We start from the raw sequence: 25,832 nt of genomic DNA on the forward strand, positions 1-25,832 counted from the left end.
TTCCGATCCCGCTCTGCGTCCGTTTCCGGCCGGCGGAACCACGACCCTCATCCAGTCACGTCCACAATTGCTCACAACGCCACCATGACCCAGCCCCGCCCCGACCTCGAGCCCACCCCCGGCCTGAGCCGCGAGGAGATGGAGGGCATGCAACGGGACATCGCCGACGCCGCCGTCTTCGAGGACGACTTCGAGTTCGATCCGGCGGTACTCTCGAGCCCGCTCGAGTCGGCCGCAAGTGGGGCCGATCCGCCGACCGTCGTCGGGGTCGACCAGTCGTTCCTGACGAACGACGCGGGTGAGCAGGACCGGGCGCTCTCGGCCGTCGTCGCCATGCGCGGCGGCGAGGTAGTCGAACGGGCCCACGCGATCACGTCGCTCGAGATCCCCTACGTGCCGGGCCTGCTCGCGTTTCGGGAGGGACGACCGATTCTGGCGGCGCTCGAGGAACTGTCGGTCGAGCCCGATCTCCTGCTGTTCGACGGCAGCGGGCGCATCCACTTCCGCGAGGCCGGGATCGCCACCCACGTCGGCGTCGTCCGCGACGTGCCGAGCATCGGCGTCGCCAAGAGCCTGCTCTGTGGCACCTCGACCGAGGACACGGAGAACCTCCCCGAGGGGAGCCGGGTTCCGATCGAGGCCGACTCGCGGGTCGAGGTTTCCGACGGGACGCTGCTCGGCTACGCGGTCCAGACCCGCCAGTACGATTCGCCGAACCGTCACATCAACCCGCTGTACGTCAGCCCCGGCCACCGTGTCGGTCCGGAGACGGCCGCCGACGTGGTGCTCGCGCTGGCGGCCGGCTACAAGCTCCCCGAGCCGGTTCGGCTGGCCGACGCCTACGCGACGGAGGCCAAACCCGCCCGCGAGGACTGACCGGAACGCGCCCCACGCCCGGCCTGCTGTCACAGAAACCGGCCGGTTCAGCCAGCTCGAGTCCGTGGAACCGAAGGAGTGTTTTGTCTCCGGTCCCTCTCTGTCGGTAATGAGCCAGCAGGATCTCGAGGCACTCGACGTCGGGGCGATTCGCGAGGAGTTTCCCATCCTCGAGCGGACCTTCGACGGCGAGCAACTCGTCTACCTCGACAACGCGGCGACGACCCACACTCCGGACCCGGTCGTCGACGCGATGAGCGAGTACTACCGCGAGTACAACTCGAACGTCCACCGTGGGATCCACCACCTGAGCCAGGAGGCGTCGATCGCCTACGAGGAGGCCCACGACCGCGTCGCCGAGTTCATCAACGCCGACGGGCGCGAGGAGGTCGTCTTCACCAAGAACACGACCGAGAGCGAGAACCTGCTCGCGTACTCGTGGGGCCTGAACGAACTCGGCCCCGGCGACCGGGTGGTCCTCACGGAGATGGAACACCACGCCTCGCTCGTCACCTGGCAACAGATCGGCCAGCGCACGGGTGCAGACGTCGAGTACATCCGGATCGACGACACCGGTCGGCTGGACATGGACCACGCCCGCGAACTGATCGACGACGACGCGGCCATCGTCAGCGCGGTCCACGTCTCGAACACCCTCGGCACCGTCAACCCCGTCTCCGAACTCACCGACCTCGCCCACGACCACGGCGCACTCTCGTTCATCGACGGCGCACAGGCCGTCCCCAACCGACCCGTCGACGTAAAAGAAATCGGCGCAGACTTCTACGCCTTCTCCGGCCACAAGATGGCCGGCCCCACCGGCATCGGCGTCCTCTACGGCAAACGCGAGTTGCTCGAGGACCTCGACCCCTACCTCTACGGCGGCGGCATGATCCGCAAGGTCACCTTCGAAGAGTCGACCTGGGGCGACCTCCCGTGGAAGTTCGAACCCGGAACGCCACCGATCGCCGAGGCTGTCGGCCTCCACGAAGCCGTCGACTGGCTCGAGGACATCGGCATGGACCGTATCCAGGCCCACGAGGAAGAGATCGCTCGCTACGCCTACGAACAACTCGAAGCCGAAGGCGACGTCGAAATCTACGGCCCCGAACCCGGTCCCGAGCGAGGCGGCCTCGTCAGCTTCAACCTCGAGGGCGTCCACGCCCACGACCTGGCCTCGATTATGAACGACCACACGGTCGCCGTACGGGCCGGTGACCACTGCACCCAGCCGCTGCACGACAAACTCGGCGTCCCGGCCTCTGCTCGAGCGTCGTTTTACGTCTACAACACCCGCGAGGAGGTCGACGCGCTGATTGCGGCGCTCGACGACGCGCGACAGCTGTTCGCCTGAACCGGCCCCAGCCGACGTCCGCCGTGTTCTGCTGCAGCCTCACGCCTGTGACTGCCCGATCGAGCGGTCACCCTGTCCGCAACCGACGTCGCTGCCGCGGGCCGGGTCTTCGTACGCGACAGCGGGGTGTACCTGACCCGGTGGACGCCCCGACTCGTCGGGGCAGTCGAGCGACTCGCCGCGCGCTGACACCCGTCGAGTTCGAGTCACCGCAAGCGGACGTCCTGCACCCGAGTGGGACTCGTGGATCGTGATCGCGAATCGAAACCGCGACGCGGCACCGTTTTCGACAGTCTTCTGCCCCGCCGACCGGTAGCTGTCCACTCATCGTGGACAGTGTTACCATTACACACATTTATCACAGGTGACCCTGTATATGTGGGCATGGTTCGCCATCGGAACCGGGAGTCGAGGGACGTCGTCCGTCGGTGGGATCGCATCTTCGAGGTGCTGGCTACCGAACCACGTCGCCAGCTAGTCCTGTCACTCGCGGCCGCTCCCGAGGACGAGGCCGTCGGGTTACCCGAGGCTGCCGCGAACCCCCGGCTCGAGCCGGACCCGTCGCGGCTCACGGTGGAGCTACACCATCGACATCTGCCGATCCTGGCCGACGCCGAGTACGTAGAGTGGCAACGATCGCCGTTTACCGCACGGCGAGGGCCACGATTCGACGAGCTCGAGGCCCTCCTCGAGAGCCTCCACGATAACGCCGACGAGATTCCGGACCTGCTCGTCGACGGCTGCCAGCTCCTCGAGCGAACGCGCGAGCAACCAGAGTGTTAGCGGCTGTCGAGCAGATTTCCGGCCAGGTCGTCGCTCGGTCACTCCCCTCGACACCGTCGTGAACCATCGCTACCCGGCGGCCGCCATCGGACGGTGGCCCTGTAACTCCGATCGGTCTCGAATCGACGATTCCTGCGGCCTCCGTAACCGATCCCGGTAACGTGACCGGTCGGACCCCGGAACCCTTTTACTTCGATACGGTCTATGCCGGGATACGATGGGACTGGGCTCGGATATGTACAGACAGCAGATCCTCGACCACTACAAGAACCCCCGGAACTACGGGGAACTCGAGGATCCAACGTTCACGCACGTCGGCGAAAACCCGATGTGCGGCGACGAGATTCGCATGGACGTCAGACTCGACGACGACGAAGAGACGATCGAACGCGTGGCCTTCTCCGGCGACGGCTGTGCGATCAGCCAGGCATCGGCGAGTATGCTCTCGAGTGAACTGCAGGGCAAAACCGTCGACGAACTCCTCGAGATGGACCGCGACGACGTCGTCGAATTACTCGGCGTCGACATCTCGCCGATGCGGATCAAGTGTGCCGTCCTCGCCGAGAAGGTCGCTCAGGACGGCGCGGAGATCTACTTCGGCGAACTCGAGAAGACGCAAACGACGACCGAAGACTGACCGCTCTGCCCGGTCCGGTACCAGTATCCGCTCTTTGCATACGAACAGCGTTGCTATAGTAACAACTGCAACTATTTACACACTGATCGCCGGTCCGTCTGGCGATCAGGTGTGCACTGACGTGCAGTGGCTACGATATCACTCGCCGAAGACGGTCTCGAAGAACTTTCGCTCTGCAGTCCGGAGGTGCTGGTTGAACGTCGCCGGGGCGATCCCCAGTCGCTCGGCGATCTCCTCGCCGGTGCTCCCCCGGGGCCAGTCGAAGTATCCCGCGAAGTAGGCCGTCTCGAGGGCGGCTCGCTGTTTGTCGGTGAGTTCCTCGTCGAGGACCGACTGGGTCCCGACCGTCGACCGATCGTTCCGTTCGGTCGTTCGCTGGGCGAGGTAGGTGACGTCGTCGCGTTCTTCGTTGATGAGCTCGATCACCTGTCGGGTATCACGGCCACGGGGGAGTTCGACGACGAACCGGAACTCGCCATCTTCGATCGTTGCCGAAGCCACTCGACCGCCGTGAGTGGCGATCGTTTCGAACAGCGACACGGCGGCCGGAGCGACCAGTTCGAACTCGAGGACGTCCCGTCTGGCCGCGAGGATACGTACGTCGGCGATCCCGTCGGTCGCCTCGACGGCGTCGAGAAACGCCTCCCGAGAGACGTCGTAGGCTGACCCGTATGCAAGCAGCGTCTCGTCACCGGGGACGAGTTGCTCGATCTCGAACGTACACTCCTCGGTCGCCGAACAGGCGACCAGTTCCTCGGCCATCGCCTCGATCCGGAACTCGAGTTCGACGACCGCGTCGCTGACGAGGGCGTCTCGGCGTTCGATCGCCGTAATCGCGTGAGCGACGACGTTGCCGATCCGGGCGAGGACGGCGACCTCCGCGTCGGAGAACGCCCGCGACCGGCCCGAGTAGATGTTCAACACGCCGTAGACGAGATCCTCGTGGACGATCGGAACCGCCGCAGACGAGCGGTAGCCCCGCTCGCTGGCGTGCTCTCGCCAGGGCTCGAACGACGGATCCGAGTCGACGTCGGTCACGACCTGCACCGCACCGGTTCGGATCGCCGTTCCCGACGGGCCTTTCCCGGCTGGCTCGTCCGGATCCGCCGACACCTCGACTTCCTCGAGATAGTCCTCACCGACGCCGGCGACCGCCTTGGGAACGATCCGGTCGCTCCCCGGATTCACCTCGCCGACCCACGCGAAGCGGTAGGCCTCCGAGTCGGTCAGGCGCTCACACACCTGCTCTTCGAGTTCGGTTCGCGACTCGGAGGTGATCACCGCGTGAGTGATATCGTGGGCGATCCGGTTCAGCCGGTTGAACGCCTCGAGTTGCTCGCGCTGCCGGCGGCGAACCCGCTCCTGGCGAGCACGCTCGAGTGCGTGATGGATCGTTCGAACGAGCGACTCGCTGGTCACTTCGTCTTTGACGAGGAAGTCCTGAGCACCGCGCTGGATGGCTTCGACGCCGACTTGCTGATCCCTGAGACCCGTCAGGACGACGATCGGCGTTCCCTCCCCGTTCTCGGCCTCGGAAACCGCCTCGAGCGTCTCCAGCCCCGTACTGTCGGGGAGGTTCAGGTCGAGAAGCACGACGTCCGCCGGATCGTCGTCGTCCGTGAGCGCCTCGAGCCCGTCTTCGAGGCGCGTCTCGTGGGACAGTTCCGGCGTCCAGTCGGCCGACTCGTCGGTACTGACTCGCTGGGCGAGTTCGGCCGTGTCCCGCAGCATCTCCTCGATCAATCGGGCGTCACCGGGGTTGTCTTCGATGAGGAGAACGCGCACGACGCCCTCGTTCTCGACGACGCCCAGCTCGTCGGCGTCCGTCTCGATGACGACGTCGCTCGCGTCGAGTTCGATTCGATCGTCGCGTTCGTTCCCACTCTCGCTATCACTCACGGGAGATCACCGCCTGACGGTCGGTGGTGTCGGAGTGCCACAGGAACCGTTCGGCCAGGGGCCGAATGGACGTGCGGTGATTCGTGATGGTCGGTCCAGGAGCGGCCGCGACCCCCGCTGCCGGGCGCGATTTGCCGGTGGGGATCGGTCGACGTCCCGGGACCGGTCGAGCGAACCGCGTGCAAGGGCGGCGGGACGGTGAAACCGGGCCGTCGAACAGTCTGCCGTTCCATCGTTAGTCATCGAGTAAAATCGGTTGACAGCTATAAACGTGGTGCTCGAACACACAGCGTCGTGACCTTCAGGTCGTGACGACCGTCTCGAGTGCCGAGTACTCGGCTGCACCGTCGCTCTGCCGGCCCCGCCGGGTCGTCCGATCACTCGAGAAACGTCGATAGCCGAACCGTCCGGCCGTCGCGCAGGGATCGCCGGATTCGGGCGCGATCCCATCCCAGCGGCGAGATGACCTCCTCACAGGCCCGGATCAACAGCGTCGCGTAGAACGCTGCGTCGTACTCCGTCGGCTCCTCGAACTCGAGCCTGACCCGTTCTCGCCCGCGAGCGTCGTCGTCGGTCACGACGTACCGGACCGACTGGCCGGGATACCGATCGATCCCCTGAGCCGCGTAGCGCTCGAGGGCGGCGACCGTCCGGGTTCGGCTCCGGTAGTCTGCGAGCCGTCTGGTAGCGCGGGTGCTGATCACGAGCGTCTCGGGGTCGACTGCGCCGCGCCGAAGCGTCGCGAGTCGCCGCTCGAGGACGTCACAGACGGCTTCGGGATCGCGCTCGCGGTCGAGCGTCTCGACGAACGCGCGCTGGCAGTCGGCGACGAACGCGGGTGTACTCCGGCGGCGACAGGCGATTCCACGGAACTTGTACGTGCCGTCGGTCCGCTTGCCGACGTACTTCGTGAGCGCGCCCGCCGTTCCGGGGTCCGGTTCCGTGTCCGGCTCCGAACCGACGCCCTCGCGGTCACGACCCACCGAATCCGACAGCGGGACGAAGCTACACCACTCGTAGCGCCCGTCGTGCTCGAGCGGGATGCCCACCGCCTGCGAAATCTCGTCGACGACGGTCGACAGCGGCTCCGGTTCGTCCACGTCCTCACGCGGAGTCACCCAGAAGCTGTCGACGAGACCGTGGACGATCCGCCAGCCGGCATCCTCGAGTCGGCGCTTGGCCTCGAGGGCGATCTCGCGCGCGTAGGCGTTGATCGCCTCGTGGCACTCGATTCGGCCGTACTTGGCGTTTCGATAGCCCTGGTAGCCGAAACAGGAGACGAGCACCCACTTGATCGCGCCCGACTCCGCGCGCAGGCGGGCCGCTACGTCTTCGGGTGGATCGGCAGCGAGCCGCCGCTTGCACCGCGCCCGGTCGGCGAGTAACGGCTCGAGCACCTCGGGGAGGAACCCGGACTGGTCGCAGATGCGGTAGCCGAGGTCGGGGACCGTCTCGCGGATGGTCTCGTGATCGTCGCCGCCAGCATCATCGCCGGCAACACTATCGTCGCCCTCGAGCGGGCGACAGTCGACCGTCTCCGGGCTGACGTTGTGCTGGCAGATGATCCGCGGGTACAGCGAGCCGAAGTCGATCTCGTGGACGTCCTCGTGGAATCCGACCTGTGGCGAGAACGCAAACCCGCCACGGTCGGCCGCGTGGAGCGTCCGGACGTCGGTGAACCGCTCGGGTTCCCACTTGTTCCACGGGGCGAGGACGCCCCACTCCCGGCGGGCCAGCCGGATCTGTCGGGAGGTCAGCAGCGTGCCGATGCTCCCCCACGCGGCCTCCTGCAGGGGCCGACCCGTCCGTTCGACCATGTACTCGATCCCGCCGAGGCCCGACTGGTGCCAGAGGAAGCTGTTCGCAGTGTCGACGATTGCCCGTCCCGGCACCCGATAGCGGGCCGGCGAGTGGCCCACCCGCCCGTAGCTCTCGAACGTGTTCTCGCCCGCCAGTTGCGTAACCCCCGGCAAGCGACCCAGCCGAAACCCCTCGAGTTCCAGTTCCGACGCCCGGCCGTCGAGCAACGGAATCAGATCGGCGTGGCCCACCACGAGCACGTCCGGATCCCGGCGCTCGAGGGTAGTCTGGAGGGACTCGAGGGCGGCCACGTCGTCACGCTCTCCCGCTCCACTGGTGGCACTGGTGTGCCCACGCCGACGCTCGAGCGCTGGCTCACCATCGATCGTCAGCGCCGAGACGTCCCCGTTCGACAGCGCTGGCTCCTCGAGGCCAATTTCGAGCGTCCGAAGTTCGCGGGCCGGCGTCGGATCGAGTCCCCGGTCGAGACAGTACCGAAAGCCCGGCGCGAGGTCGACGTCGAACAGCCGGAACGTCCCGGGTGCGAACGTCTCACGCTCGTGAACCCCGCGAATCTCGCGGGCCAGCGTCCGGACCTCGCCGACGCGCTCGCAGTCGGCCCGGAGGAGGCGACTCCGCTCGCCGACGTGAGCCTCGTGGAGATCCGCCGCCCACCGCTCGAATCCGGTTTCGACCACCTTGGGATCGACCTCGAGCCGCGTTCGCAGGTCTTCGAGCGCCGCCTCCGGACCGGCGACGAACACCGACGGCGCGTAGTCGGTCACCAGCCGGGAGTCGACTCCCACGTCGGTCAGGTACCACTCCCGGACGCGGTCGTCCTCGAACTCGAGAGTGTAGGGGCCGGGCGTCAGGTCGGCGTTCTCGGCTGCGTTCGGATTCGGGATCGATTTCCGACCGTCGTCACCCCCGTTCACGGCTCGTTCACCTCGAGTTCGCTATTCGGCACCTCACACTCTACTCCGTTCGAATCGGCCCCGTCGTTACCTGACTCGAGCACCTCGAGGCGCTCTCGCGTCGCCTCGAGTTCGGCACGCACCTTTCGCAACTCGACCTCGTGAGCCAGCAACACCGACAGGAAGAACGCCCGCTCCGGGTCCGGCGGGTTCGCGTAGCCCGCCGCGTCGGCGAACGCCCGCCCGCGGTCGAACAGCCGATCGAAGTCGGCCTGATACTCCCGCCGAAGGGCTCGCCCCATCGGCTCCCACTCGCGCTCGAGCCCTCGGAGCGCGTTCCGATAGGTCGGGTTCGTTCGTCCCATCAGAGACCCACCTCGAGCGAGCGCTGTTCGGGGACTGGCGCGTCCACGACCGGCTCGACCGTCTCGACTGTCCCGAACAGGTCGGCCCAGTATGGAATCGTCGTCTGCCAGTACCGGCCATGCCAGTAGCCCGCCGTGAACGGCTCGTCGTCCTCGCCCTCGAGGCGAACTCCCTCACGCGTCTGCACGCACTCGACCGTCGCATCGGCGTAGTCGGCGACCGTTTCCGCCGCGTCCCCGTCGGCCGTCGTCACGACGACTGGACACTCGAGTGCCGCCGAAAGCGCCGACAGCGTCTCGAGACTCGCGGCCAACAGGTCCTCGCGCTCCCACGACGGCAGGTCCGGGTCCTGGTAGAGCGAGGCGACGTTCGGCGCGACGACCAGCCCCGCCCCGGAACCGGCCCGTCGAACGACCTCCCGGACCAGCGAGTGGTGCTGGTAGGCGGTAAACGCCCGCGCGATCTCGAGGCCCGCGAGCGTTCGCCGACTCGGCGCGTGCTCGTACAGCGCGTGCGTCGAGGCCGTATTTCGCGCGTCGATCCAGTAGGCCGACCGCCCAGCCATCGCCGCCAGCCGGTCACAGACCAGCCGGTGAACGACCGTCGAACGCGGCGACGACACCTCGAGCAGCGTCAGTCCCGCGTCGTCGATCAACGCCGATTCCTCGACCTGTGGTCGGTGGTCCCCACCACCTGTCACTTCCTGCATACTCGCAGGCTCGAGGGAGCGGTCCATAAGCAAGCGGGGGCCGTTTCCGATTTTTCCGATAACTGCCGAAGCCCCGAATTCTTCATCCAGAGCTGATAAACCGACGATCCGACGCTTCCGTTACGATTTCCAAAACTGGTGATTCCTGAGTGAGGTCGCGCTCGATCGCAGCGACACAGCGCGGACGCCAACGACCGCAGCCGCTGGTAGCTGATGACTCGGATGCGTTCGGTTGCGTCGCCAACAGAGACCCATTCGACTCACCACCTGGAGCGACGGCGTGGCTATCGCTCGCTCTCGCCGACCGCGCCGTCTTCCTCGCTCGTCTGGACCTCCTCGTCGACCACTCGATAGGACCGACCTCGGCGCTTGCCCACTGCCTCGATCAGGTCGTAGTGGACCATCTTCGTCAGGTAGTTCCGGAGCGTCCGCTCGGTTTTTGGCTTCGTGACCCGGCGCTCGTAGGCGTCGTAGAGGTCGGTTGGCTCGATCTCGCCGGCGTCAGCGATTACCTCGTACAGTATCCGCTGGTGCTCGATCAGCCCCTCGAGGGTCTTCCGACGGATCGCCGTCTGAGCGTCCGGAATCGACGCCTCGATCACGTCGTCGGTGAACTGGTCCGTTCCCCGTCGCTCCGCTCGCCGCGCTGCAGACCGCAGGATGCCGATCCCAACGCGCGCGTCACCCGAGGCTGCGTCCGCAATCGTCCGGAACTGGGCATCGGAGACGGCTCCCGGCTCGAGAGCTTTCTCGGCCCGCCGCTGGAGGATCGCCGCGAGTTCAGTCGTTCGATATCGGTCGAACCGAACCCGGGTGCTCGCGTGCAGGCGCGAGCGAATCCGGTCGTCGAGTCGCGCAAACAGTTCGTCCTCGCGGTTGGCGATCATGACCAGCGAAACGTGACGAAGCCGGTAGAGGTCGTAGAGCACGTCCGTCTCCTCGAGCTGGTCGACCTCGTCTAAGATGACGACGATCGGTCCCTCGTCGGCCGCCTCGAGCCGACCGAACAGTTCGTCTTTCGGCGTCGATCGGTGGAGGTCCGCCGTCCGGTCGATCGCCTCGAGGATCGCGTAGAGTACCCGAAACCGGGTGTACTCCTGCCAGCAGTTGACGTAGGCGGTCCTGATTTCGGGGTCTTCCTCCCGGAGCTGCTCGAGCGTGTAGCGGGCGATACAGGTCTTGCCGACTCCCGTCGGACCGAAGAGAAACGCGGGCTCGGCTCGTTCGCCGTAGAGCAGCGGCTCGAGGGTCTCCGAGAGGTGGGTCACCTCGTCGTGACGATGGACCACCTCGGTCGGGACGAAGTCCTCGCGCAGGACACGGGCGTCGACGATCACATCCACCCGTTTCGGCTCGAGTGACATAAACGACGCCGGGCCGTTTCCGATATTTCCGAAACTGCTCGTGGCGCTCAGTCGGCCTCTGCGGGAGGACGGGGTCGGTGGCTGGTTCGCCGGTCGACCGTCGATCCGCAGTCCGGACAGACGAGGTACCGAACGCCATCGACCCGGCACTCGAGCCAGTCGTGGGCGATCGGTCCCTCGTGGTCGCACGTCGGACAGAAGAGGACGGTCTTTCGCCGTCGGTCGTCAGTAGCGTGAGATGTCGACGTCATCGCTAGAGGTTACGGGTCGGCAGGTAAACGCTTTGTCCGAAACTAACGATGGTTATGGATCGACGATTCTGACCGCACAAACAGCGGCCTGCCGAACGCACAGCCCAGCGAGGAGGTGTCACGCGGCCTGCTCGATTCGCGTAGAGAGATATTCGGTATCGCATCATAAGATTTATCGGAGAGTCCGGCCCAGAGCAGGAATCGACCCGACGAGTGCGAACGCGCAGGAAAAACAGCGATACGGCTCGACAACGAGCCGAAACCGTCGATCGGCACGGAGCGGTCGCGACCCGTGGAAAGGGTACAGTCAGTGAGCCGAACCTGGCGAGTGCTGTGCCGAACGGGGACTCGAGTGACGCCATCGGTAGTCCCAGCCACGGGACCGGCGACTGGAGAAACGTATCGTGCGCGGCCGTTCCAGCGTTCGAACCCGCTCGCAAGATCGATCGTGTTTCGAACGTCGATACTGCGAGACAGTGAACGGCATCCCTCGACAGATCCAGGTCGGCCCGTCACCCGAGACCACCGCCTTCGCGAGCTGCCCCCCAGGGTAGCGTGCGGAGAAGGTCGCTCCAGATGTTGCGTCGAACGCTGGCTACGGCTGGTTGGATCTCGCATGCAGACAAAAAACCAGGACGACGCGTTCGTCTCGCCAACAAACCGGATCGAGCCACCCACTATCCGAGCAATCCTCGGTCCATGGAGTCGAGATTGGACACACCGATGGCCCCGCGATATCGACGCGGCAAACAGAGCACTCGCGAGCCGGCAGCGACAGCCACTATCACCGAAACTCGAGTCGCGTCACGTTCGAGGGAGGGCGTGTCGAAGCTGTCCGTGCAAGTCGTTCCGACGGCGACCGAGTGCGAGTCAGGTAGTGCCCCGGTTGCTGGAGAGGGCGATTCCGACGGGCACGGTCAGAAATTGGGGCGTTCGGAAACCGAGCGATCCACTCGGGACTGGCAGAACGTCCTCGCAGTGAGACGACGCGTCCGAAATCCCCGCAGTCGCCGATGGGAAACGAGGAGTCCCGGCTGCTGTCGGCTTCTGATCCGTGCCGGCTCGAGCTGGGCTCGAGTCGACGCCGTGCCGACCACGTTGAGCCTGCAAGTACCGAACGAACGGAGAACGCACACGTCGACGTCAGAATCAGGGGCCTCGCTACGGCCCGAACACGGACGTACCGACCCCGGTAAATCCTATATCGCGATATGAAATTTGGTGTGGGTCGAAAATCAACCTCAGGATGTGAATTTCTACAAACCACTAGCTCTCCAACACCTGGACTAACTAGATACCATCATAGGTTCGAAGAATAATATCACTACATGCGTATGCTGTGCGTCTATCCAACATAGCATGTGCCGGTTTCAAAATAACCCCCGTTAAAACCAGGGTGATATCAGGATCTCGAGTTCGAGCCTGCGACCTGCCCCATCGGTGAGACGAACCACGAGCCAAGCAGGACGAACAGTCCGACGATGGCCAGGATCACGCCGATCGGTGGATTAAGAAACAGTAGCGGAATGGCGACGACGAAGGCGAGTACACCGTTTTTTCTCACCGCTCGTTTCGGTGCATTTCCACACGCAGTGCAGGTACCAGTTCCCTCCTCTAGAGGTTCGTTGCAGGCTGCACACGTTCTGGGCATGTTGTCTCTCTCGCTCTCTTCGCTCTTAGCCATTGGTATTGAATAATTGATTAATAGATACACCGTCTGTTATGAGCCTCTCTCAACCACGAATTGACCTGTTGTTGTCAGTTAGGGGGGCTGCTTTATAGCTATCCGTTCTAACGTGGACAACAATGGTGTGTCAATGCCACCCATTCCCCCTATTTCGACTCGTGTACTGTAGCCGGCCAGACAAGCTCGGTACCGATGCTCGACTTCACTCTGTAAGGAGGGTTCGGATGAATGGCGACTGACTCGACAGACGTGGACGGCCAGCGCGTCGTGATCGTCGGTGGTGGGACCGGCGGCACGGTCGTCGCCAACAAGCTCTCGGACGCGTTGCGTGGCGAACTCGAGGCCGGCACACTCGAGGTAACGCTCGTCACCGACACGCCCGATCACGTCTACAAGCCGATCTTCCTATACGTCGCCTTCGACAGGAAATCGATAGCCGATAGCCGCCGTCCACACCGGGAAATCCTCGATCGACGAGTCGAGTGTCGTCTCGACCACGTCACCGCGATTGACACCGACGAGAAGCGCTTGACTCTCGAGGACGGTGACTCGCTCGGGTACGACTACCTCGTGATCGCTACGGGTGCGACGCTCGACCCGGAGGCCGTCGACGGACTCGCCGAGGGCGGCCATCACTTCTACACCGCCGACGCTGCCGAAACGCTTCGGGACGAACTCGCGGCGTTCACGTCCGGCCATCTGGTATTGAGCACGGTCGGTATCACTCACATGTGTCCGGCGGCACCGATCGAATTCGCGCTCATCGTCGACGACTGGCTCCGAGAACGCGGTCGTCGGGATGACATCGACCTCACCTACACCTACCCGGTCGACGGCGCACACACAATCGAGTCGATAGACGACTGGGTAACGCCGCTTTTGGCTGCGCGGGACATTTCCCTCGAGACCGACTTCGAGGTCGATTCCGTCGATCCGGACCGCGAACACATCACGGCAACCGACGGTCGGACGCTCGAGTACGACCTCCTCGTGACGATCCCGCCCCACGTCGGCGGGTCGATCGTCGAACGGGCAGAGCTGGGCGAAGAGTGGATCGAGGTCGACAACCACACGCTCGAGGCAACGCGTGCCGAGGATGTCTCCGCGCTGGGGGACGTTACCGACGTCCCGACGAGCAAAGCCGGCAGCGCCGCACACTACCAAGCCGGCGTCGTCGCGGACCGGATCGCGAGTGCGGTCCGGGGACAGACGCCGACGACCACGTACGACGGCCGGACGCTCTGTTTCGTCGAGGCCGGCCTCGAGGAGGCGACGTTCGTCTCCTTCGACTACGATCTGGATCCGGTCGTTCGACCGCCCTCCCAGTTCGTCCACTGGGCGAAACTCGCGTACAACGAATCGTACTGGCTGACTGCCAGAGGCTTGCTCTGATCATGACTAACGAAACAATCACCGACGAGGATGACCTCGATAGACTCCTCGTCGAAGCGATCGAAACGAATTCCGAGGCAGTCGCCGCGTTCGTCCACCAGGAAGGCCATCTCGAGGGGTTGTTCGACACCCCGGCGTTCGAGACGGACCGTCTCGACGACCGACTCCTCGAGGCGGCTGCCGACGCCGAGGCGGCCGAGGGCCCGGATCGACTGACCGCGGTCCTCGAGAAAAACGCCGACGAGCTCGCCACCGGCCTCGAGCGGGTCGCCAGGCTTGAGGCGACCGGCGACCTCGAGACGCTGGTCGGTCTGGCGAACACGATCGCGTTGCTCGCCGCCGCGGTCGACGACGACATCGTCATGTCGGTCGGCGGGACCGCTGGTTCGCTCGGAGAGGTCGCGGATACGACGGCTGATCCGGATACGGTCGCCGGTGTCCAGACGTTGCTCGAGGGGCTCGGTGAGGCGGCCGGGGAAAAGCCACCGGAACAAGTCGGCACTGTCGAATTGATGCGGACGCTTCGAAACCCCGACGTCCAGCGTGGACTCGGATTTCTCGTCGCCATGGTTCGGGCCGTCGGGGTCCAGCTGGAAGACGAGCGGGAGGCGATCGACCGAGCAGCGGAGGAAAGTGAGTCGAGTGGTGAGAGACAGTGATCGAGCCGCTGCTGATCGACCCCGAACTGGGGAGTCGCATTCAGTTCGGCGGCACGCTTTCGGTCCACATTGTCTTCGCCGCCCTCTCGGTCGGGCTCGCCCCCTACATCGTCTACTTCACTTACAAGGAGATCTCGACGGGTCGTGAGAAGTACGAACGGTTGCGCTCGTTCTGGACGAAGATCTTCGCCATCGGGTTCGTGATGGGCACGGCGACGGGGATCCCAATGAGCTTCCAGTTCGGGACGAACTTTCCCGCGTTCTCGGAGTTCGCCGGTGAACTCATCGGCGGCCCCCTCGCCTTCGAGTCGACGATGGCATTCTTCCTCGAGGCCGTCTTCCTCGGTGTCCTGTTGTTCGGCCGCGAACGAGTTAGCGACCGCGTCTACGTCCTCTCGTCGGTGCTCGTGATGGTCGGTGCGTGGCTTTCGGCGCTGTGGATCCTCATCGTCAACTCCTGGATGCAGACGCCCCAGGGTTACGAACTGATCGAGGAAAACGGCGTGACAGGACTCGTACTCACCGATCCCATTGCGGCGTACTTCACCCCGCGGCTGTTCTGGATGTACGTCCACATGCAGAACGCAGCGGTGATCTCAGTGACGCTCTTCGTCGCCGGCGTCGCCGCCTACTTCGTCTGGACGAACCCCGACAGCGAGCCCTGGCGCGGGACGCTCAAGCTCTCTGTCGGCGTCCTCGCGATCACCTCGATCTTCCAGGTGATCCACGGCGATATGTACACCCGCCACGTCGTCCAGACTCAGCCGATGAAGTTCGCCGCCATGGAGGCGATCTACGAGACCAAAGAGGGCGCCCCGTTGCACCTGCTCGCGTTCCCGCGAAGTCTCGAGGACCTCACCGACCCGCGGGCTGAGGAACTGTTCACGGTCAGTATTCCATATCTGGCGTCGTTTCTCGCCGAGGCCGATCCGACCGGGGTCGTCTACGGCCTCGAGGAGTTCGATGTGCAGAACCCGCCGGTCGCGTACGTCTTCTGGTCGTTCCGGACGATGGTGTTTCTCGGCTTCTGGTTCATCGTCCTCGGACTGTGGGGCGTCTACCGGATGCGAAAGGGCGTGCTCTTCGAGCGCGGACGCTACCTGAAAGCGCTCCTGGCTTCGATCCCGCTCGGATTCGTCGCGACGATCGTCGGCTGGTACGTCACCGAGATCGGCCGCCAGCCCTGGATCATCCAGGACGTCCAGCTTACGAGCGAGGGGGTCTCTCAGACGCTCACATCGACCCAGATGACGATCTCGCTTTCCGCCTTTGCGATCGCCTACGCGATCCTCGTCGTTCTGTTCATCCGGGTGATCAAATGGATCGTCGACGACGAACTCGAGCGCGTTCTCGAGGACGACTTCGAACGGGTCGAGCAAGAACGGACCGACGACCAAGCGCCGAGTGGCTCCGGTGAGGTGTGAGCGCGTGACGACCAACTTCCCGATCATGGCGGACGTGACTCGAGTCGATACCGTATTGTTCGGCCCCGTCGTTCCCGTCGACGAGTACCTGATCCCGTGGTTGCCCGAACTCTGGTTTGGTATCTTGCTGTTTACCCTCGGGATGTACGTGTTCCTCGATGGCTTCGACTTCGGGATTGGTATGCTGTACGGGACCCGCGAAGACGAAGCCGAACGCGACCTGTTGCTCTCGATTTTCGGTCCGGTCTGGGACGCAAACGAGGTGTGGCTCGTCGCGTTCGGGACGGTGCTGTTCGCCGCCTTCCCGCCGGTGTACGCCTCGCTGCTCAGCGATCACTACCTCCTCGTCTTCGCGATCGTGTTCGCGTTGATCCTGCGGGGGATCACTCCCGAGCTTCGCGAACAACGAGACGAACCAGAGTGGGTGCGTGCCTGCGACCGAGGCTTCGTGGTGGGCAGCACGCTTTCGCCGTTTTTCATCGGTACCCTCGCTGGAAGCTGGGTCTTCGGGACTGGCACGATCGCACTCCCGAGTGTCTTGACCGGTGTGGCCGTTGTCTTTCTCTCGGTGGCCAGCGGGGCGGCCTACGTCGCGATGAAGACAACCGACACGCTCCGTGAGGAGATGGTCAGATACGGACTGTACGCCGCCGCGGGCTACCTGCTCAGTGTCGTTGTGTTGCTCATTACCGTTTTCCTCACCGATCCACTCGGCGTCCGCGAGACGCTTCTTTCGACCCCGGTTCTGGCGGTCGTCCTCGTGACGGTCGTCTTCCTCGGTATCGGCGTCGTGGCAGCAACCCGGGACGCACTCGAGGTTACGTGGTGGTTTTACGCCACCGGCGGCGTCGCGTTCGCGCTGATTACGCTCGTCGCGATTTTGCTGTACCCGGATCTGTACCCCGCTACTGGAACGACTGTCCGTGAATCGATCATCTCGCCGCTGGCGCTCAACGTCCTCACAGTCGTCGTGATTCCTGTCCTGTTCCTCGTGTTAGCGTACTTCCGGTACCTGTACACGGTGTTTTCCGGGCCGGTCGAACACGAGGACGGATACGGAACCTCCGACTGATTCGATGGAAACACTGCTACGTCAAAGAGCGAGAATCAAGCATGGGACGCACGAGACCGACGAGAGGTCTGTACCACAGAGCACGTTGCACTGAATGGTCCCAGTGCATAGGAAGCCGAACCATGGACGTTACAACCCGACTGTCGTTGGGTACGATTGTCGGGAAAGCCCGAGTAGGAGACTCTCAGGTTCGCGCACCGGCCTCCTGTAGAGAAGACACTGATCAAGAAGCGGACGCCGTTGCGCTTACCTCCAGATCGTGATTGCAATCACCAATCACGAGCCAGGAGACAATTCAAGACGTGAGAAACTCAAGACATGGTCTAGATCCTATGACACACTCTAGTTACCCGATAGTCATCACTTGATTAGAGGTCGTAACAACGTCAAGGAGATCAGACATTGTTGAGATCGGATAAATATCTCCCTCGTCACTGTTCTGGATTTCTAAGCAGGTTCCACGAGCTAACAACTCACCTCCGGATTCAGTAAACGCCTCCATTCGATCTCGCACATCGTACTGGTCGTCCGTGATCTCCTCAGCCTCCACACCTTAGACAAGCAGGAACACGGAGACTTCTTTTCCGTTTTCCAATGCGGTAATTCCGAGACGGAGAGCGTTCCATGTGCGTTCGGGATCACTGGTTTCGAAAACGATACCCAACATCTCTACGTCGCCACCATCTACCGGATTAGATATATACTATATATTCACCTTAATGCTAAATAAGACTGTTTTTCGACAACAAATCGTGTAGTATTGCGTTCACAGATACATTAGATCGACATAATTGAGCGGATATATGATGTGATATGTTCGAATCATTTGTTCCCATATCTGGACCTACTGTGGCACACGAATTGACACCGACGCTGGACGACGATGCTCCCGCGGTTGCGGGAGCAATCGTCTACCACGCGAAGACACTCTGTGACCAAGTTGATACACTCTGGCGACTGCTCAACCAAGTCTCGATTCCAGTTGCTGAACTCAGCGATAGCCGCAATCAGAACAAAGCAACCTTCAGCACCGAGTCGATGGCACGGCTCTACATCTACCAGACGGTCCACGACCTCACCCAGAGCGAACTCGCAGACCGCCTCGCGAACCGCCCAGCACTTCTGAAGGGCTTCGGGATGCCCAAGCCACCGACTCAACAGAACATCTCGTACGCGTGGAGCAAGTTCAGTGCTCAAACGAAAACCACGCTTGAGGCCGCAGCACGGGGAATGCTCTTGGAAGCCCACGATCAGGGGCTCATCACCGACGTACTGCTACCAACACAACCCAACGAGAACGACATCAAAGAGACCGATGATCAGCCAATAGCAACACGCGAGTACGTACACGACCATGGCAGCAAGGTCGTCGAACTTGCTCGCCGACACGGCTTCGCCGAGTTCAGCTCTGACAGAGCCGACAACAGAGTCTACGAGGACGAACAGATCCTCGATCTGTTCGCCAACGCATGCCTGACACAGGGAAGTGCCCACTCGGAAGGTGAAGCAGGGTGGTTCCTCGATAAGAACGACGTCTGTGACGATTCGACGTTTCTTCGGGTGATCAAGCAGTTCTCGATGCCACCGGGTCAGGAGCTTCCAAAGCCATTTCAGGAGTACAGCATCGAGGATATTGTCGCTTTCACCGAGGAATTTCGTGAGACGTTGATGGAGTCGTTCGACGCTGCAACCGAGAACATTCTCAGCACGATTCGCCACGAAGATCCGTTCGATGACCGCAACGTAGTGGCAGCTATCGACTTCACACACGTCCCCTACCACGTTTGGCCGTGGATCGACAAGGACAGGCAAATCCCGAAGGCAGACTATCCGCCGATGGTCAGCGGGTACAAAAGTGACGGTGAAATCAAGCACGGGTATACGTTCGCGACGATTACGATCGTCGGGAACGACGTCCCGATCATTTTGGGTATTGAACCAGTCAAAGAATGCTCTGCGTGGGAACCAGAAGATGCTCCAGCCGATTCGAAGGCGGATGTGGTCGACCGATTACTGGCGACTGCCCAGCAGTACGTCGATCTCGACGAAGTGCTCCTCGATCGAGGATTCTACAGCAACGACGTGTACGCAACGATCCACGACCGTGGGTTGGTGTACATGACGCCGGTACCGAAGTACGAAAACGACTACGAGTCGATTGCGAAAATCAAGAGCAAAGACGGGGTTGACGCCGCTGTTAAGCACGATGTTCCGTTCGCCATCGATGGCGAACTCCACCACACCGCTGAATTCCTGTACGTGCCAGCAACTGACGAGGAAGCAGACGGCAATTACGCCGTGTTCGTGACCAACCGTGACCATGTCGCTCCCAACGAAATCATGCACGTCACCAACAGCTACAGCCGACGCTGGGACATCGAAAACCAGTACAAGTCGGTGAAGGCGTTTCTGCCGAAGACGTCCTCGAAGGACTACCGTGTGCGGTTGTTTGGCTTTACGTTCGCAGCCCTGCTGTACAATCTCTGGCGACTCACTGATTATCTGGTGAAAGTCGGGATGGGGCGTGATATTCGCTCTCCACCAGTCGTGACTGCCAAGACGTTCGTCCGGGCGATCGGAAAATATCTTCGCGAGGGCGGCTGAAGCTGCGGTTGCGGTCCGTAGGCCGCTCTTCGAGAGCTGCAGCACTCGTACTCTCCGCAAAATCTGGCATGGGAAGCCGTTGTTTGCTAGATATCACTGGTCATCGATGAACTACACCAGCCGATCCAGATACAAATGCCTCAAATCGAGCTAACTTCTCTCTGATCTCGTTTGTAGCGGTGGTAGATCCCGAAAACGTGGTCGAAATCGCGACTGAGGCAACCGGGTTCGCGACGTCCTCGAGATGGAAAAGACCGGCCTGCAGGGACGGGCACCACACTCTTGCCGTCGGTCGACGGCGGTCCGCGTATGCCGACCTCCGACGCGGATGCCGACGCCGGTTCGGACGCGGTGGCTGACGACCGCGAGACCACGACGACTGGCGTTCGACCACACGGGGAACTGGTCTTCGACGACGACCTGCAACGGCAGGTGTACGAGTTCGTCGAGCACCACGGTGCGGTGACCGAATCGGAACTGATCCGTTCGACTCGTCTCGAGACGGACGACACCCAGTCGAAGCCCGCGCGATCGGGCGCGTACACGCACGAAGTGGTACCCGCGCCCGGTGAGATCAGGGCTGCCGTCGAGTCGCTCGTCTCCCGACGATATCTGACAGACACCGGTGACAGAATCCGACTCGCGCTGTCGGCACCGCCGCGAACGGTCGAGTGCGAGTCGGGCACGGTGACGCTCAGGCCAGTCGAAGAAGGTGATCGTCGGGCGCTCCTCGAGACGATGCGATCGGTCGCCCGCGACGGAAGTTACGTCGTCGCCGCGTCGCTGGCCGACCGGGTCGAGGCCGACTCGGCCGTGGTCCGGACGAGGGGTGATCGGTCACGGATCTGTTTCGTGGCGACGCTCGACGAACGCGACAACGGCGGACAGACGACACGCGACAACCGCGGCGAAGCGCCAGCCACGGACGACGAATCGACCGTCGTCGGCTGGTTCCACCTCGAGGCCCCCAGTCACCCGGCACAGTCGCACACGGCCAGCGTGACCGTCGGGGTCGACCCGGCCGTGCGCCGGCAGGGGCTCGGGTCGGCACTGCTCGAGTACGGGCAGGCGTGGGCGACCGAACAGGGGTTCCGAAAACTCGGCCAGGGGGTTCCGGCGACGAACGACGGGGCCATCGAGTTTCTCGAGGCCCACGGGTGGGAACGCGAGGGAGAACGAAGAGACCAGTACCGGATCGACGAGGCGTTCGTCGACGAACTGTTGCTCGCGACCTGTCTCGACTAGTACAGTCGGAGTAACTGCGCGTGGCGGGTCTCGCCGACATCGAGAACGTTGGCCTCGTCGACGATGCCTTCCTCGATAGCGAGGGTGACGGCGCGAGTGCCGACGATGTTTGCAACGTCGGCGCGAGCGAGGCTATCGACGACCGCCGCTTCGTCGACTCTCTCGCCGCCGTAGAACTCCTCGGTGACCGTCAGCGAGATGCCGCCCGCGTCGTCTTCGAACGTCTCGCCGAGGACCTCACGGTCGCAGACGGCGACGAGCAGGCCCTGTTCTGTCTGTCGTTCGGTGAGGAGCATTCGTTACTCGAGGTGGAACTCGCGGTCGCGGTCGCGGTCGGATTCACGGCCGGGATCGGTGAGGTCGTCCGTTCGGTCCTGTTGCTCGGTCACAGGCTCCCGGTCGCGTCGCTCCCGTTCACGGTCGGGGGCGTGTCCCTGCATCTCCCGGCGCTGTTCGACCAGCTGTTCTTCGGCGCGTTCGCGCATCGCGTTCGCCTCGTCGGCGACCTCCTCGGCCTCGTCGTACTCGCCCAGTTCCTCGAGAATGTAGGCTTTCTCCTCGAGAACGGTCGCGTTGCGCATGCCGAGGCGGATGGCGTTGTCGATGCAGTGGAGGGCCTCCTCGGCCAGCCCGCGCTCTGAGAGGAAGAAGGCCCGGTTGTACCAGCCCTCGGCGAACCGCTCGTCGATCTCGACGGCGCGTTCGGCGTGTTCGAGGGCCTCGGTCGTCTCGCCGAACTCCCAGAGGGCGTAGGCGAGATTAGTCGCTGCGGTCGCGGCGTGCTCGCTCGAGTCGTCGATCGACAGGGCCTCGCGGTGAGCGCCGATAGCCTCGTCCCACTCCTCGAGTTCGGCGTGGGCAGCGCCTTTGTTCACCCAGGCTTCCTGGGCGAGTCGGTCGTCGTCGGTGAAGCGAGCGGTCCGCTCGAAGGCCTCGGTGGCCTGTTCGTAACGGTTGATCGACATGTAGTTGAGCCCGACGTCGAGGAGTTCCTCGGCGTCGACCTGGTCTTTCGGAATCTGCTGTTCGTCGAGCGTGTCGGTGACGACCCGCGAGTCGACCGGGTCGACCTTCGAGGGGTCGACGTCCAGCTCCGGCGGGTCCAGGTCGAACTCCTCGTAGGGGTCGCCAAAGCCCTCCCCTTCGGAGAAGCGGTGGTCGCGGTCGCCCTCTCGGTCGGTCATGCCCGGTAGGAGGAGACGACGATTGTTAAGGGCTGCGACCCGCCGGAAGCCACCAGAGGGGTTCGACCCGAAAACACTTGTCACCCCACCAGCATCCCAGCACATGAATCGGCGACCGTTCCTCGAGGCGGCCGCCACGGCGACGTTCGGCGCTGGCACAGCGGTCCTGACGGGAGTCGGACTGGCGGGCTGTCTCGAGGAGGGCGAAGAGGACGTCGGGCCACCGGAGGACGACCACGGCGACTGTCCCGAACAGTACGGTATCTTCGTCGGGCTCCCCGAATCGGTCCCCCCCGACGCCGACGTTCTCGACGCCGAAGCCGCGGGGGTGACCGATCTCGAGGCGACGGCAGAGACCCTCGCCGTGGCCCACGACGAGTACGACGACGGGATGGAAGACGAGATCGACGAGTACGAACACCTCGCTGAGGGGATCGACGGCGGGGAACTCGCCGACGAGCTTCCAGAGCAAGAAGCCTACGTCACCTACCGGAACGTCACCTTCCGGGTCAGCACGCACGTCGAACTCCAGTGTTGACGGGCGTGCAAATCGACCAGCGATTCTCGAGGTGGCCACGTCGCTCGCTCGTCACTCCCCACGCCCGAATCCGAGCATCGACCGCAACGTTCGCGTCCGGACGCCACACTCGCTCGCGAACGAGCAAGCGTTACACTTCGCGCGGTTGTGCGTCCGCGGTGGTGGGCCGTCCAGTTCGCGGACGGTCCGGAGCGCTCGCCGGTATCGGGCTTTTCGGCGCGTCGTGAGCGCGAGCGACCGGACGACGCCGTGAGCGGGATACTCCACCCACGCGCGCTCGATCGGCGTCTCGTGTTCCCAGGCGAGTGCCTTCGCGGCTGCGACGGCGTGAACCGACTGCGGTTCCCAGACACCCTGCGGCGGGGGCTCGCCAGCCGAGAGAAGCACTGGCTCGAGCGGTTCCGCGAGCACCTTGTGGACGATTCCACGGCAGTCGCGACCGGACACCAGCCGGTCGCGATCGGTGGGTTCGCGGAGCCGCTTCCAGTCGCCACGCTCGCGAAGGCGGTCCCGCGTCGCCGCCAGCTGCTCGCGATATCGCCCGGGAATGACCGCGATCGGTTCGCCCTCGAGTGCCGCGTCGGGAGACGCGAGAAGGACCTCGTACCGGCGCTCGAGCGCTCGAGCCGACGTGACCGACTGCGGCGGCTCACGATTGACGTCCCGCGTGCGTTCGTAGTAGAGACTTCGCGGGCAGAACGCGGCGCTGCGAAGGTCGCCGAAAGAGACGAGGCGTCGAGTCACGCTTACCCTGGCCGCGGCTTCAGATATAAAGGGTCGGCGTGAGGAATCCGGTCGTGACTGGCCTCAGAAGAGCCCCGTGATCGTCCCGTCGTCTTCGAGGGCGATTTCGGTCGCTGCGGGCTCCGCTGGCAGGCCGGGCATCGTGTTGACGTCGCCGGTCAGGGCGACGACGAAACCCGCGCCCGCGGCGGGTCGGAGTTCGCGGACGGTCAGTTCCCAGCCCTCAGGCGCGCCGTTTCTGACGGGATCGTCGCTGAACGAGTAGGGCGTCTTCGAGAGACAGACCGGGGCCGTCTCGAGGCCGACGCGTTCGATCGTCTCGAGGTCGTCGCGGGCCGCGGCAGTGAATGTGACGCCGTCGGCACCGTAGACCTCGGTCGCGACGGTTCGAATCGTCTCGTCGACGCGTGCGTCGGGGTCGTACAGCGACTCGAACGAGCCCTCGTGCTCGTCGATGGCTGCCTCGACTCCCGGGCGAGTGCGAGACCGCCCTCGCCGCCGTCGCGGAACACGGTCGACTCGGCGGCCCGAACGCCGAGGTCTTCCCGGCAGTGCTCGAGGATGGCCGTGACCTCCCTGTCGGTGTCCGTCGGAAACCGGTTGACCGCGACGACGACCGGGACGCCGTAAGACTGGAGCACCGAGACGTGGCGATCGAGGTTCTCGAACCCGCTGCGGACGGCCTCGACGTCGGGTTCCTCGAGCGCGCCGACGTCGACCGGCCAGTCGTCCCGGCCGTGATACTTCAGCGCGCGCACGGTGGCGACGAGGACGGTCGCCGCGGGTTCGACGTCCGCGACGGGCGCGACGACGTCGAAGAACTTCTCGGCACCGAGGTCGGCCCCGAAGCCAGCCTCGGTGATCACGTAGTCCGCGAGCGCGCCCGCGGCCCGGTTGGCCACGATCGAGTTGGTCCCGTGGGCGATGTTCGCGAACGGGCCGCCGTGGACGAACGCGGGCGTCCCCTCGATCGTGCCGACGACGTTCGGCTGGAAGGCATCCCGGAGTACCGCGGCGGCAGCGCCGGCGACCTCGAGGTCGGCTACCCTGATGGGATCTCCCGCCGTATCTGCAGCGACGACGATCCGACCGATTCGCACCCTGAGATCCGCCAGATCGGTCGCCAGACAGAGCACGGCCATCAGTTCCGAGGCAGCCGTCAGGACGAACCCGGCTTCGCGGGGCGGGCCGTTGGCCGACCCGCCGAGGCCGACGACCAGTTCGCGTAGCGCGCGATCGTTCACGTCGAGCGCCCGGGGCCACCTGACGGCGTCGACGTCGATCTCGAGGGCGTTGCTCTGATGGAGGTGGTTGTCCACCGCGGCGGCGATCAGGTTGTGCGCGGCGGTCACCGCGTGGATGTCCCCCGTGAAGTGGAGGTTGATGTCCTCCATCGGGAGTACCTGCGAGTAGCCGCCGCCGGCCGCACCACCCTTGAGCCCGAAGACGGGACCGAGCGAGGGTTCCCGGAGGGTCGAGACGGCCGTCTCGCCCAGCCGGTCGAACGCCTGGGCGAGTCCGACGTTGGTCACCGTCTTGCCCTCGCCCCGGGGCGTCGGCGTCATGCCGGTCACGAGGACGAATCGGGGCGCAGAACCGTCGTCGCTCCCACTGCGCTGGGCGTCGGTCATCAGTCGGCGCGTCGTCGCCAGCGACAGCTTGGCCACGTGTGGCCCGTACCGCTCGAGGTCGGCAGGCTCGAGGCCGAGCGGTGCGACGACGTCAGCGATCGGGTCGGGGTCGGTCTGACGGGCGATTTCCGCGTCTGCTGGAAGGGTCCATCCGGACTCGTCGGTGGTCATAGAGGAATCGTCACGCTGCAGACGGTCATACTACGGCCGAATTGCCGGCCAGTGGGAACGGCTCCAGCAGTCGTGACCGAATCGGACACCCTGCTCAGATCTCGTCGACCAGCTGTGAGATGTTCTCGACGTCGATAATCGGCATCGTCTGGCCCTCGAGACCGTGTCTTCGCATCGCCAGCGCGGATTTGAAGCCAGCCTCTCGGTCGTCGGCCTCGAAGATCACGAGGAAATCGTACTCCCCGAGAATCGCGTAGGAGTCTTCGAGCGTCGCCTCGTGCTGGTCGAGTTCGGTCTCGAGTTCACCCCAGATCGAGGCCAGTTCCTGTGCGTTCTGGACGTCTCGGTCGGCGAGCGTCATCAGCGAGGCGTATTTCGGCATGGCCGGGAAGACGCCACTCCGTCCGAAAACGGTTGGGCCGGCATCGGACGGCTGCGGGGATAAACCGAATGTTGCAATAGCAAATACAGGTTGGTCGCCGAACGTGGTGGCCGCAGACGGACCACGGCACGACATCGCCGGGGCGA

General features: G+C 63.9%; 22 protein-coding genes and 1 pseudogene. 11 read left to right on the forward strand and 12 right to left on the reverse strand.

Translation table 11 applies throughout. From position 1 onward, the window contains the following. The first annotated feature begins 84 nt into the window (after positions 1-84). From B1756_RS04655 to sufU, 4 genes are all read left to right on the forward strand, one after another. Complete coding sequence (locus B1756_RS04655; protein WP_086887501.1) at positions 85-876, forward strand: endonuclease V; 792 nt, start codon at positions 85-87, stop codon at positions 874-876. 109 nt (positions 877-985) lie between these two features. Continuing rightward, a complete protein-coding gene (locus B1756_RS04660) occupies positions 986-2,230 on the forward strand; it encodes an aminotransferase class V-fold PLP-dependent enzyme (RefSeq protein ID WP_086887502.1) in 1,245 nt (414 codons plus the stop codon). Positions 2,231-2,614: 384 nt separating this feature from the next. Further along, positions 2,615-3,013, forward strand: coding sequence for a hypothetical protein (locus tag B1756_RS04670; protein ID WP_086887504.1), 399 nt, complete (start codon positions 2,615-2,617; stop codon positions 3,011-3,013). 217 nt (positions 3,014-3,230) lie between these two features. Beyond that, complete coding sequence (sufU, locus tag B1756_RS04675; protein WP_086887505.1) at positions 3,231-3,650, forward strand: Fe-S cluster assembly sulfur transfer protein SufU; 420 nt, start codon at positions 3,231-3,233, stop codon at positions 3,648-3,650. A 138-nt stretch (positions 3,651-3,788) separates the two neighbouring features. Here the strand turns inward: sufU and B1756_RS04680 are convergent, their stop codons facing one another. From B1756_RS04680 to B1756_RS04720, 7 genes are all read right to left on the reverse strand, one after another. Further along, on the reverse strand, positions 3,789-5,483 hold the full coding sequence (locus B1756_RS04680; RefSeq protein WP_228434592.1) for a bacterio-opsin activator domain-containing protein: 1,695 nt from the start codon (positions 5,481-5,483) through the stop codon (positions 3,789-3,791). Positions 5,484-5,926: 443 nt separating this feature from the next. Then, positions 5,927-8,284 (reverse strand): type B DNA-directed DNA polymerase, encoded by a 2,358-nt coding sequence (locus B1756_RS04685; protein WP_228434474.1) that lies wholly within the window; start codon positions 8,282-8,284, stop codon positions 5,927-5,929. Next, positions 8,281-8,628, reverse strand: coding sequence for a DUF8156 family protein (locus B1756_RS04690; RefSeq protein WP_228434476.1), 348 nt, complete (start codon positions 8,626-8,628; stop codon positions 8,281-8,283). Before B1756_RS04690 ends, B1756_RS04685 begins: the two co-directional genes overlap by 4 nt. Continuing rightward, positions 8,628-9,338, reverse strand: a complete 711-nt coding sequence (locus B1756_RS04695) for a hypothetical protein (RefSeq protein ID WP_086887507.1) — start codon at positions 9,336-9,338, stop codon at positions 8,628-8,630. The genes B1756_RS04690 and B1756_RS04695 overlap by 1 nt, the downstream gene beginning before the upstream one ends. 284 nt (positions 9,339-9,622) lie before the next feature. Continuing rightward, positions 9,623-10,675, reverse strand: a complete 1,053-nt coding sequence (locus B1756_RS04700) for a Cdc6/Cdc18 family protein (RefSeq protein WP_086890044.1) — start codon at positions 10,673-10,675, stop codon at positions 9,623-9,625. Positions 10,676-10,749: 74 nt separating this feature from the next. Then, positions 10,750-10,953, reverse strand: a complete 204-nt coding sequence (locus B1756_RS04705; RefSeq protein WP_086887508.1) for a DUF8106 domain-containing protein — start codon at positions 10,951-10,953, stop codon at positions 10,750-10,752. A gap of 1,402 nt (positions 10,954-12,355) precedes the next feature. After that, positions 12,356-12,637, reverse strand: coding sequence for a hypothetical protein (locus tag B1756_RS04720; RefSeq protein WP_228434478.1), 282 nt, complete (start codon positions 12,635-12,637; stop codon positions 12,356-12,358). 231 nt (positions 12,638-12,868) lie between these two features. Here B1756_RS04720 and B1756_RS04725 point away from each other — a divergent pair, with 231 nt between their 5' ends. From B1756_RS04725 to B1756_RS04755, 6 genes are all read left to right on the forward strand, one after another. Continuing rightward, entirely contained in the window at positions 12,869-14,032 is a 1,164-nt protein-coding gene (locus tag B1756_RS04725) for an NAD(P)/FAD-dependent oxidoreductase (RefSeq protein WP_086887511.1), read from the forward strand. Positions 14,033-14,034: 2 nt separating this feature from the next. After that, positions 14,035-14,691 carry a helical membrane plugin domain-containing protein gene (locus B1756_RS04730; protein WP_086887512.1) on the forward strand — a complete coding sequence of 219 codons (657 nt, stop codon included), beginning with the start codon at positions 14,035-14,037 and terminating at the stop codon, positions 14,689-14,691. Then, the gene (locus tag B1756_RS04735) at positions 14,688-16,115 is read left to right on the forward strand and encodes a cytochrome ubiquinol oxidase subunit I (protein WP_086887513.1); all 1,428 of its coding nucleotides are present in this window, start codon (positions 14,688-14,690) and stop codon (positions 16,113-16,115) included. The genes B1756_RS04730 and B1756_RS04735 overlap by 4 nt, the downstream gene beginning before the upstream one ends. A 4-nt stretch (positions 16,116-16,119) precedes the next feature. Then, on the forward strand, positions 16,120-17,187 hold the full coding sequence (locus tag B1756_RS04740) for a cytochrome d ubiquinol oxidase subunit II (protein WP_086887514.1): 1,068 nt from the start codon (positions 16,120-16,122) through the stop codon (positions 17,185-17,187). Positions 17,188-18,036: 849 nt separating this feature from the next. After that, complete coding sequence (locus B1756_RS04750) at positions 18,037-19,791, forward strand: transposase (protein ID WP_086887515.1); 1,755 nt, start codon at positions 18,037-18,039, stop codon at positions 19,789-19,791. A 309-nt stretch (positions 19,792-20,100) separates the two neighbouring features. Beyond that, positions 20,101-21,036: a GNAT family N-acetyltransferase gene (locus B1756_RS04755; RefSeq protein ID WP_086887516.1), complete on the forward strand. Its 936-nt coding sequence runs from the start codon at positions 20,101-20,103 to the stop codon at positions 21,034-21,036. Here the strand turns inward: B1756_RS04755 and B1756_RS04760 are convergent. Continuing rightward, positions 21,033-21,332: a DUF424 domain-containing protein gene (locus tag B1756_RS04760; protein WP_086887517.1), complete on the reverse strand. Its 300-nt coding sequence runs from the start codon at positions 21,330-21,332 to the stop codon at positions 21,033-21,035. The two genes, B1756_RS04755 and B1756_RS04760, sit on opposite strands and share 4 nt — an antisense overlap. A gap of 3 nt (positions 21,333-21,335) precedes the next feature. Next, positions 21,336-22,220, reverse strand: coding sequence for a tetratricopeptide repeat protein (locus tag B1756_RS04765; protein WP_086887518.1), 885 nt, complete (start codon positions 22,218-22,220; stop codon positions 21,336-21,338). Between the two features lie 103 nt (positions 22,221-22,323). Between B1756_RS04765 and B1756_RS04770 the strand changes: the two genes are divergently transcribed. Continuing rightward, positions 22,324-22,758 (forward strand): hypothetical protein, encoded by a 435-nt coding sequence (locus B1756_RS04770; protein WP_086887519.1) that lies wholly within the window; start codon positions 22,324-22,326, stop codon positions 22,756-22,758. A 51-nt stretch (positions 22,759-22,809) separates the two neighbouring features. Here B1756_RS04770 and B1756_RS04775 read toward each other — a convergent pair whose 3' ends face one another. From B1756_RS04775 to B1756_RS04785, 3 genes and pseudogenes are all read right to left on the reverse strand, one after another. Then, the gene (locus B1756_RS04775) at positions 22,810-23,502 is read right to left on the reverse strand and encodes a CRISPR-associated protein Cas4 (RefSeq protein ID WP_086887520.1); all 693 of its coding nucleotides are present in this window, start codon (positions 23,500-23,502) and stop codon (positions 22,810-22,812) included. Positions 23,503-23,565: 63 nt separating this feature from the next. After that, a pseudogene (locus B1756_RS04780) lies at positions 23,566-25,304 on the reverse strand (formate--tetrahydrofolate ligase). Between the two features lie 94 nt (positions 25,305-25,398). Then, positions 25,399-25,686: a GYD domain-containing protein gene (locus B1756_RS04785; RefSeq protein WP_086887521.1), complete on the reverse strand. Its 288-nt coding sequence runs from the start codon at positions 25,684-25,686 to the stop codon at positions 25,399-25,401. Positions 25,687-25,832: the final 146 nt, after the last annotated feature.

The sequence above is a fragment of the Natrarchaeobaculum aegyptiacum genome (assembly GCF_002156705.1).
In the GTDB taxonomy this organism is placed as follows: Archaea; Halobacteriota; Halobacteria; order Halobacteriales; family Natrialbaceae; genus Natrarchaeobaculum; species Natrarchaeobaculum aegyptiacum.

Excerpts from the sequence above, each read along its gene's own strand:
- B1756_RS04785 (WP_086887521.1), bottom strand. The coding sequence starts at position 25,686 with ATGCCGAAATACGCCTCGCTGATGACGCTCGCCGACCGAGACGTCCAG.
- B1756_RS04755 (WP_086887516.1), top strand. The coding sequence starts at position 20,101 with ATGCCGACCTCCGACGCGGATGCCGACGCCGGTTCGGACGCGGTGGCT.
- B1756_RS04720 (WP_228434478.1), bottom strand. The coding sequence starts at position 12,637 with ATGGCTAAGAGCGAAGAGAGCGAGAGAGACAACATGCCCAGAACGTGT.
- B1756_RS04765 (WP_086887518.1), bottom strand. The coding sequence starts at position 22,220 with ATGACCGACCGAGAGGGCGACCGCGACCACCGCTTCTCCGAAGGGGAG.
- B1756_RS04660 (WP_086887502.1), top strand. The coding sequence starts at position 986 with ATGAGCCAGCAGGATCTCGAGGCACTCGACGTCGGGGCGATTCGCGAG.
- B1756_RS04695 (WP_086887507.1), bottom strand. The coding sequence starts at position 9,338 with ATGCAGGAAGTGACAGGTGGTGGGGACCACCGACCACAGGTCGAGGAA.
- B1756_RS04760 (WP_086887517.1), bottom strand. The coding sequence starts at position 21,332 with ATGCTCCTCACCGAACGACAGACAGAACAGGGCCTGCTCGTCGCCGTC.
- B1756_RS04770 (WP_086887519.1), top strand. The coding sequence starts at position 22,324 with ATGAATCGGCGACCGTTCCTCGAGGCGGCCGCCACGGCGACGTTCGGC.
- B1756_RS04655 (WP_086887501.1), top strand. The coding sequence starts at position 85 with ATGACCCAGCCCCGCCCCGACCTCGAGCCCACCCCCGGCCTGAGCCGC.
- B1756_RS04690 (WP_228434476.1), bottom strand. The coding sequence starts at position 8,628 with ATGGGACGAACGAACCCGACCTATCGGAACGCGCTCCGAGGGCTCGAG.
- B1756_RS04725 (WP_086887511.1), top strand. The coding sequence starts at position 12,869 with ATGGCGACTGACTCGACAGACGTGGACGGCCAGCGCGTCGTGATCGTC.
- B1756_RS04705 (WP_086887508.1), bottom strand. The coding sequence starts at position 10,953 with ATGACGTCGACATCTCACGCTACTGACGACCGACGGCGAAAGACCGTC.
- sufU (WP_086887505.1), top strand. The coding sequence starts at position 3,231 with ATGGGACTGGGCTCGGATATGTACAGACAGCAGATCCTCGACCACTAC.
- B1756_RS04670 (WP_086887504.1), top strand. The coding sequence starts at position 2,615 with ATGGTTCGCCATCGGAACCGGGAGTCGAGGGACGTCGTCCGTCGGTGG.
- B1756_RS04730 (WP_086887512.1), top strand. The coding sequence starts at position 14,035 with ATGACTAACGAAACAATCACCGACGAGGATGACCTCGATAGACTCCTC.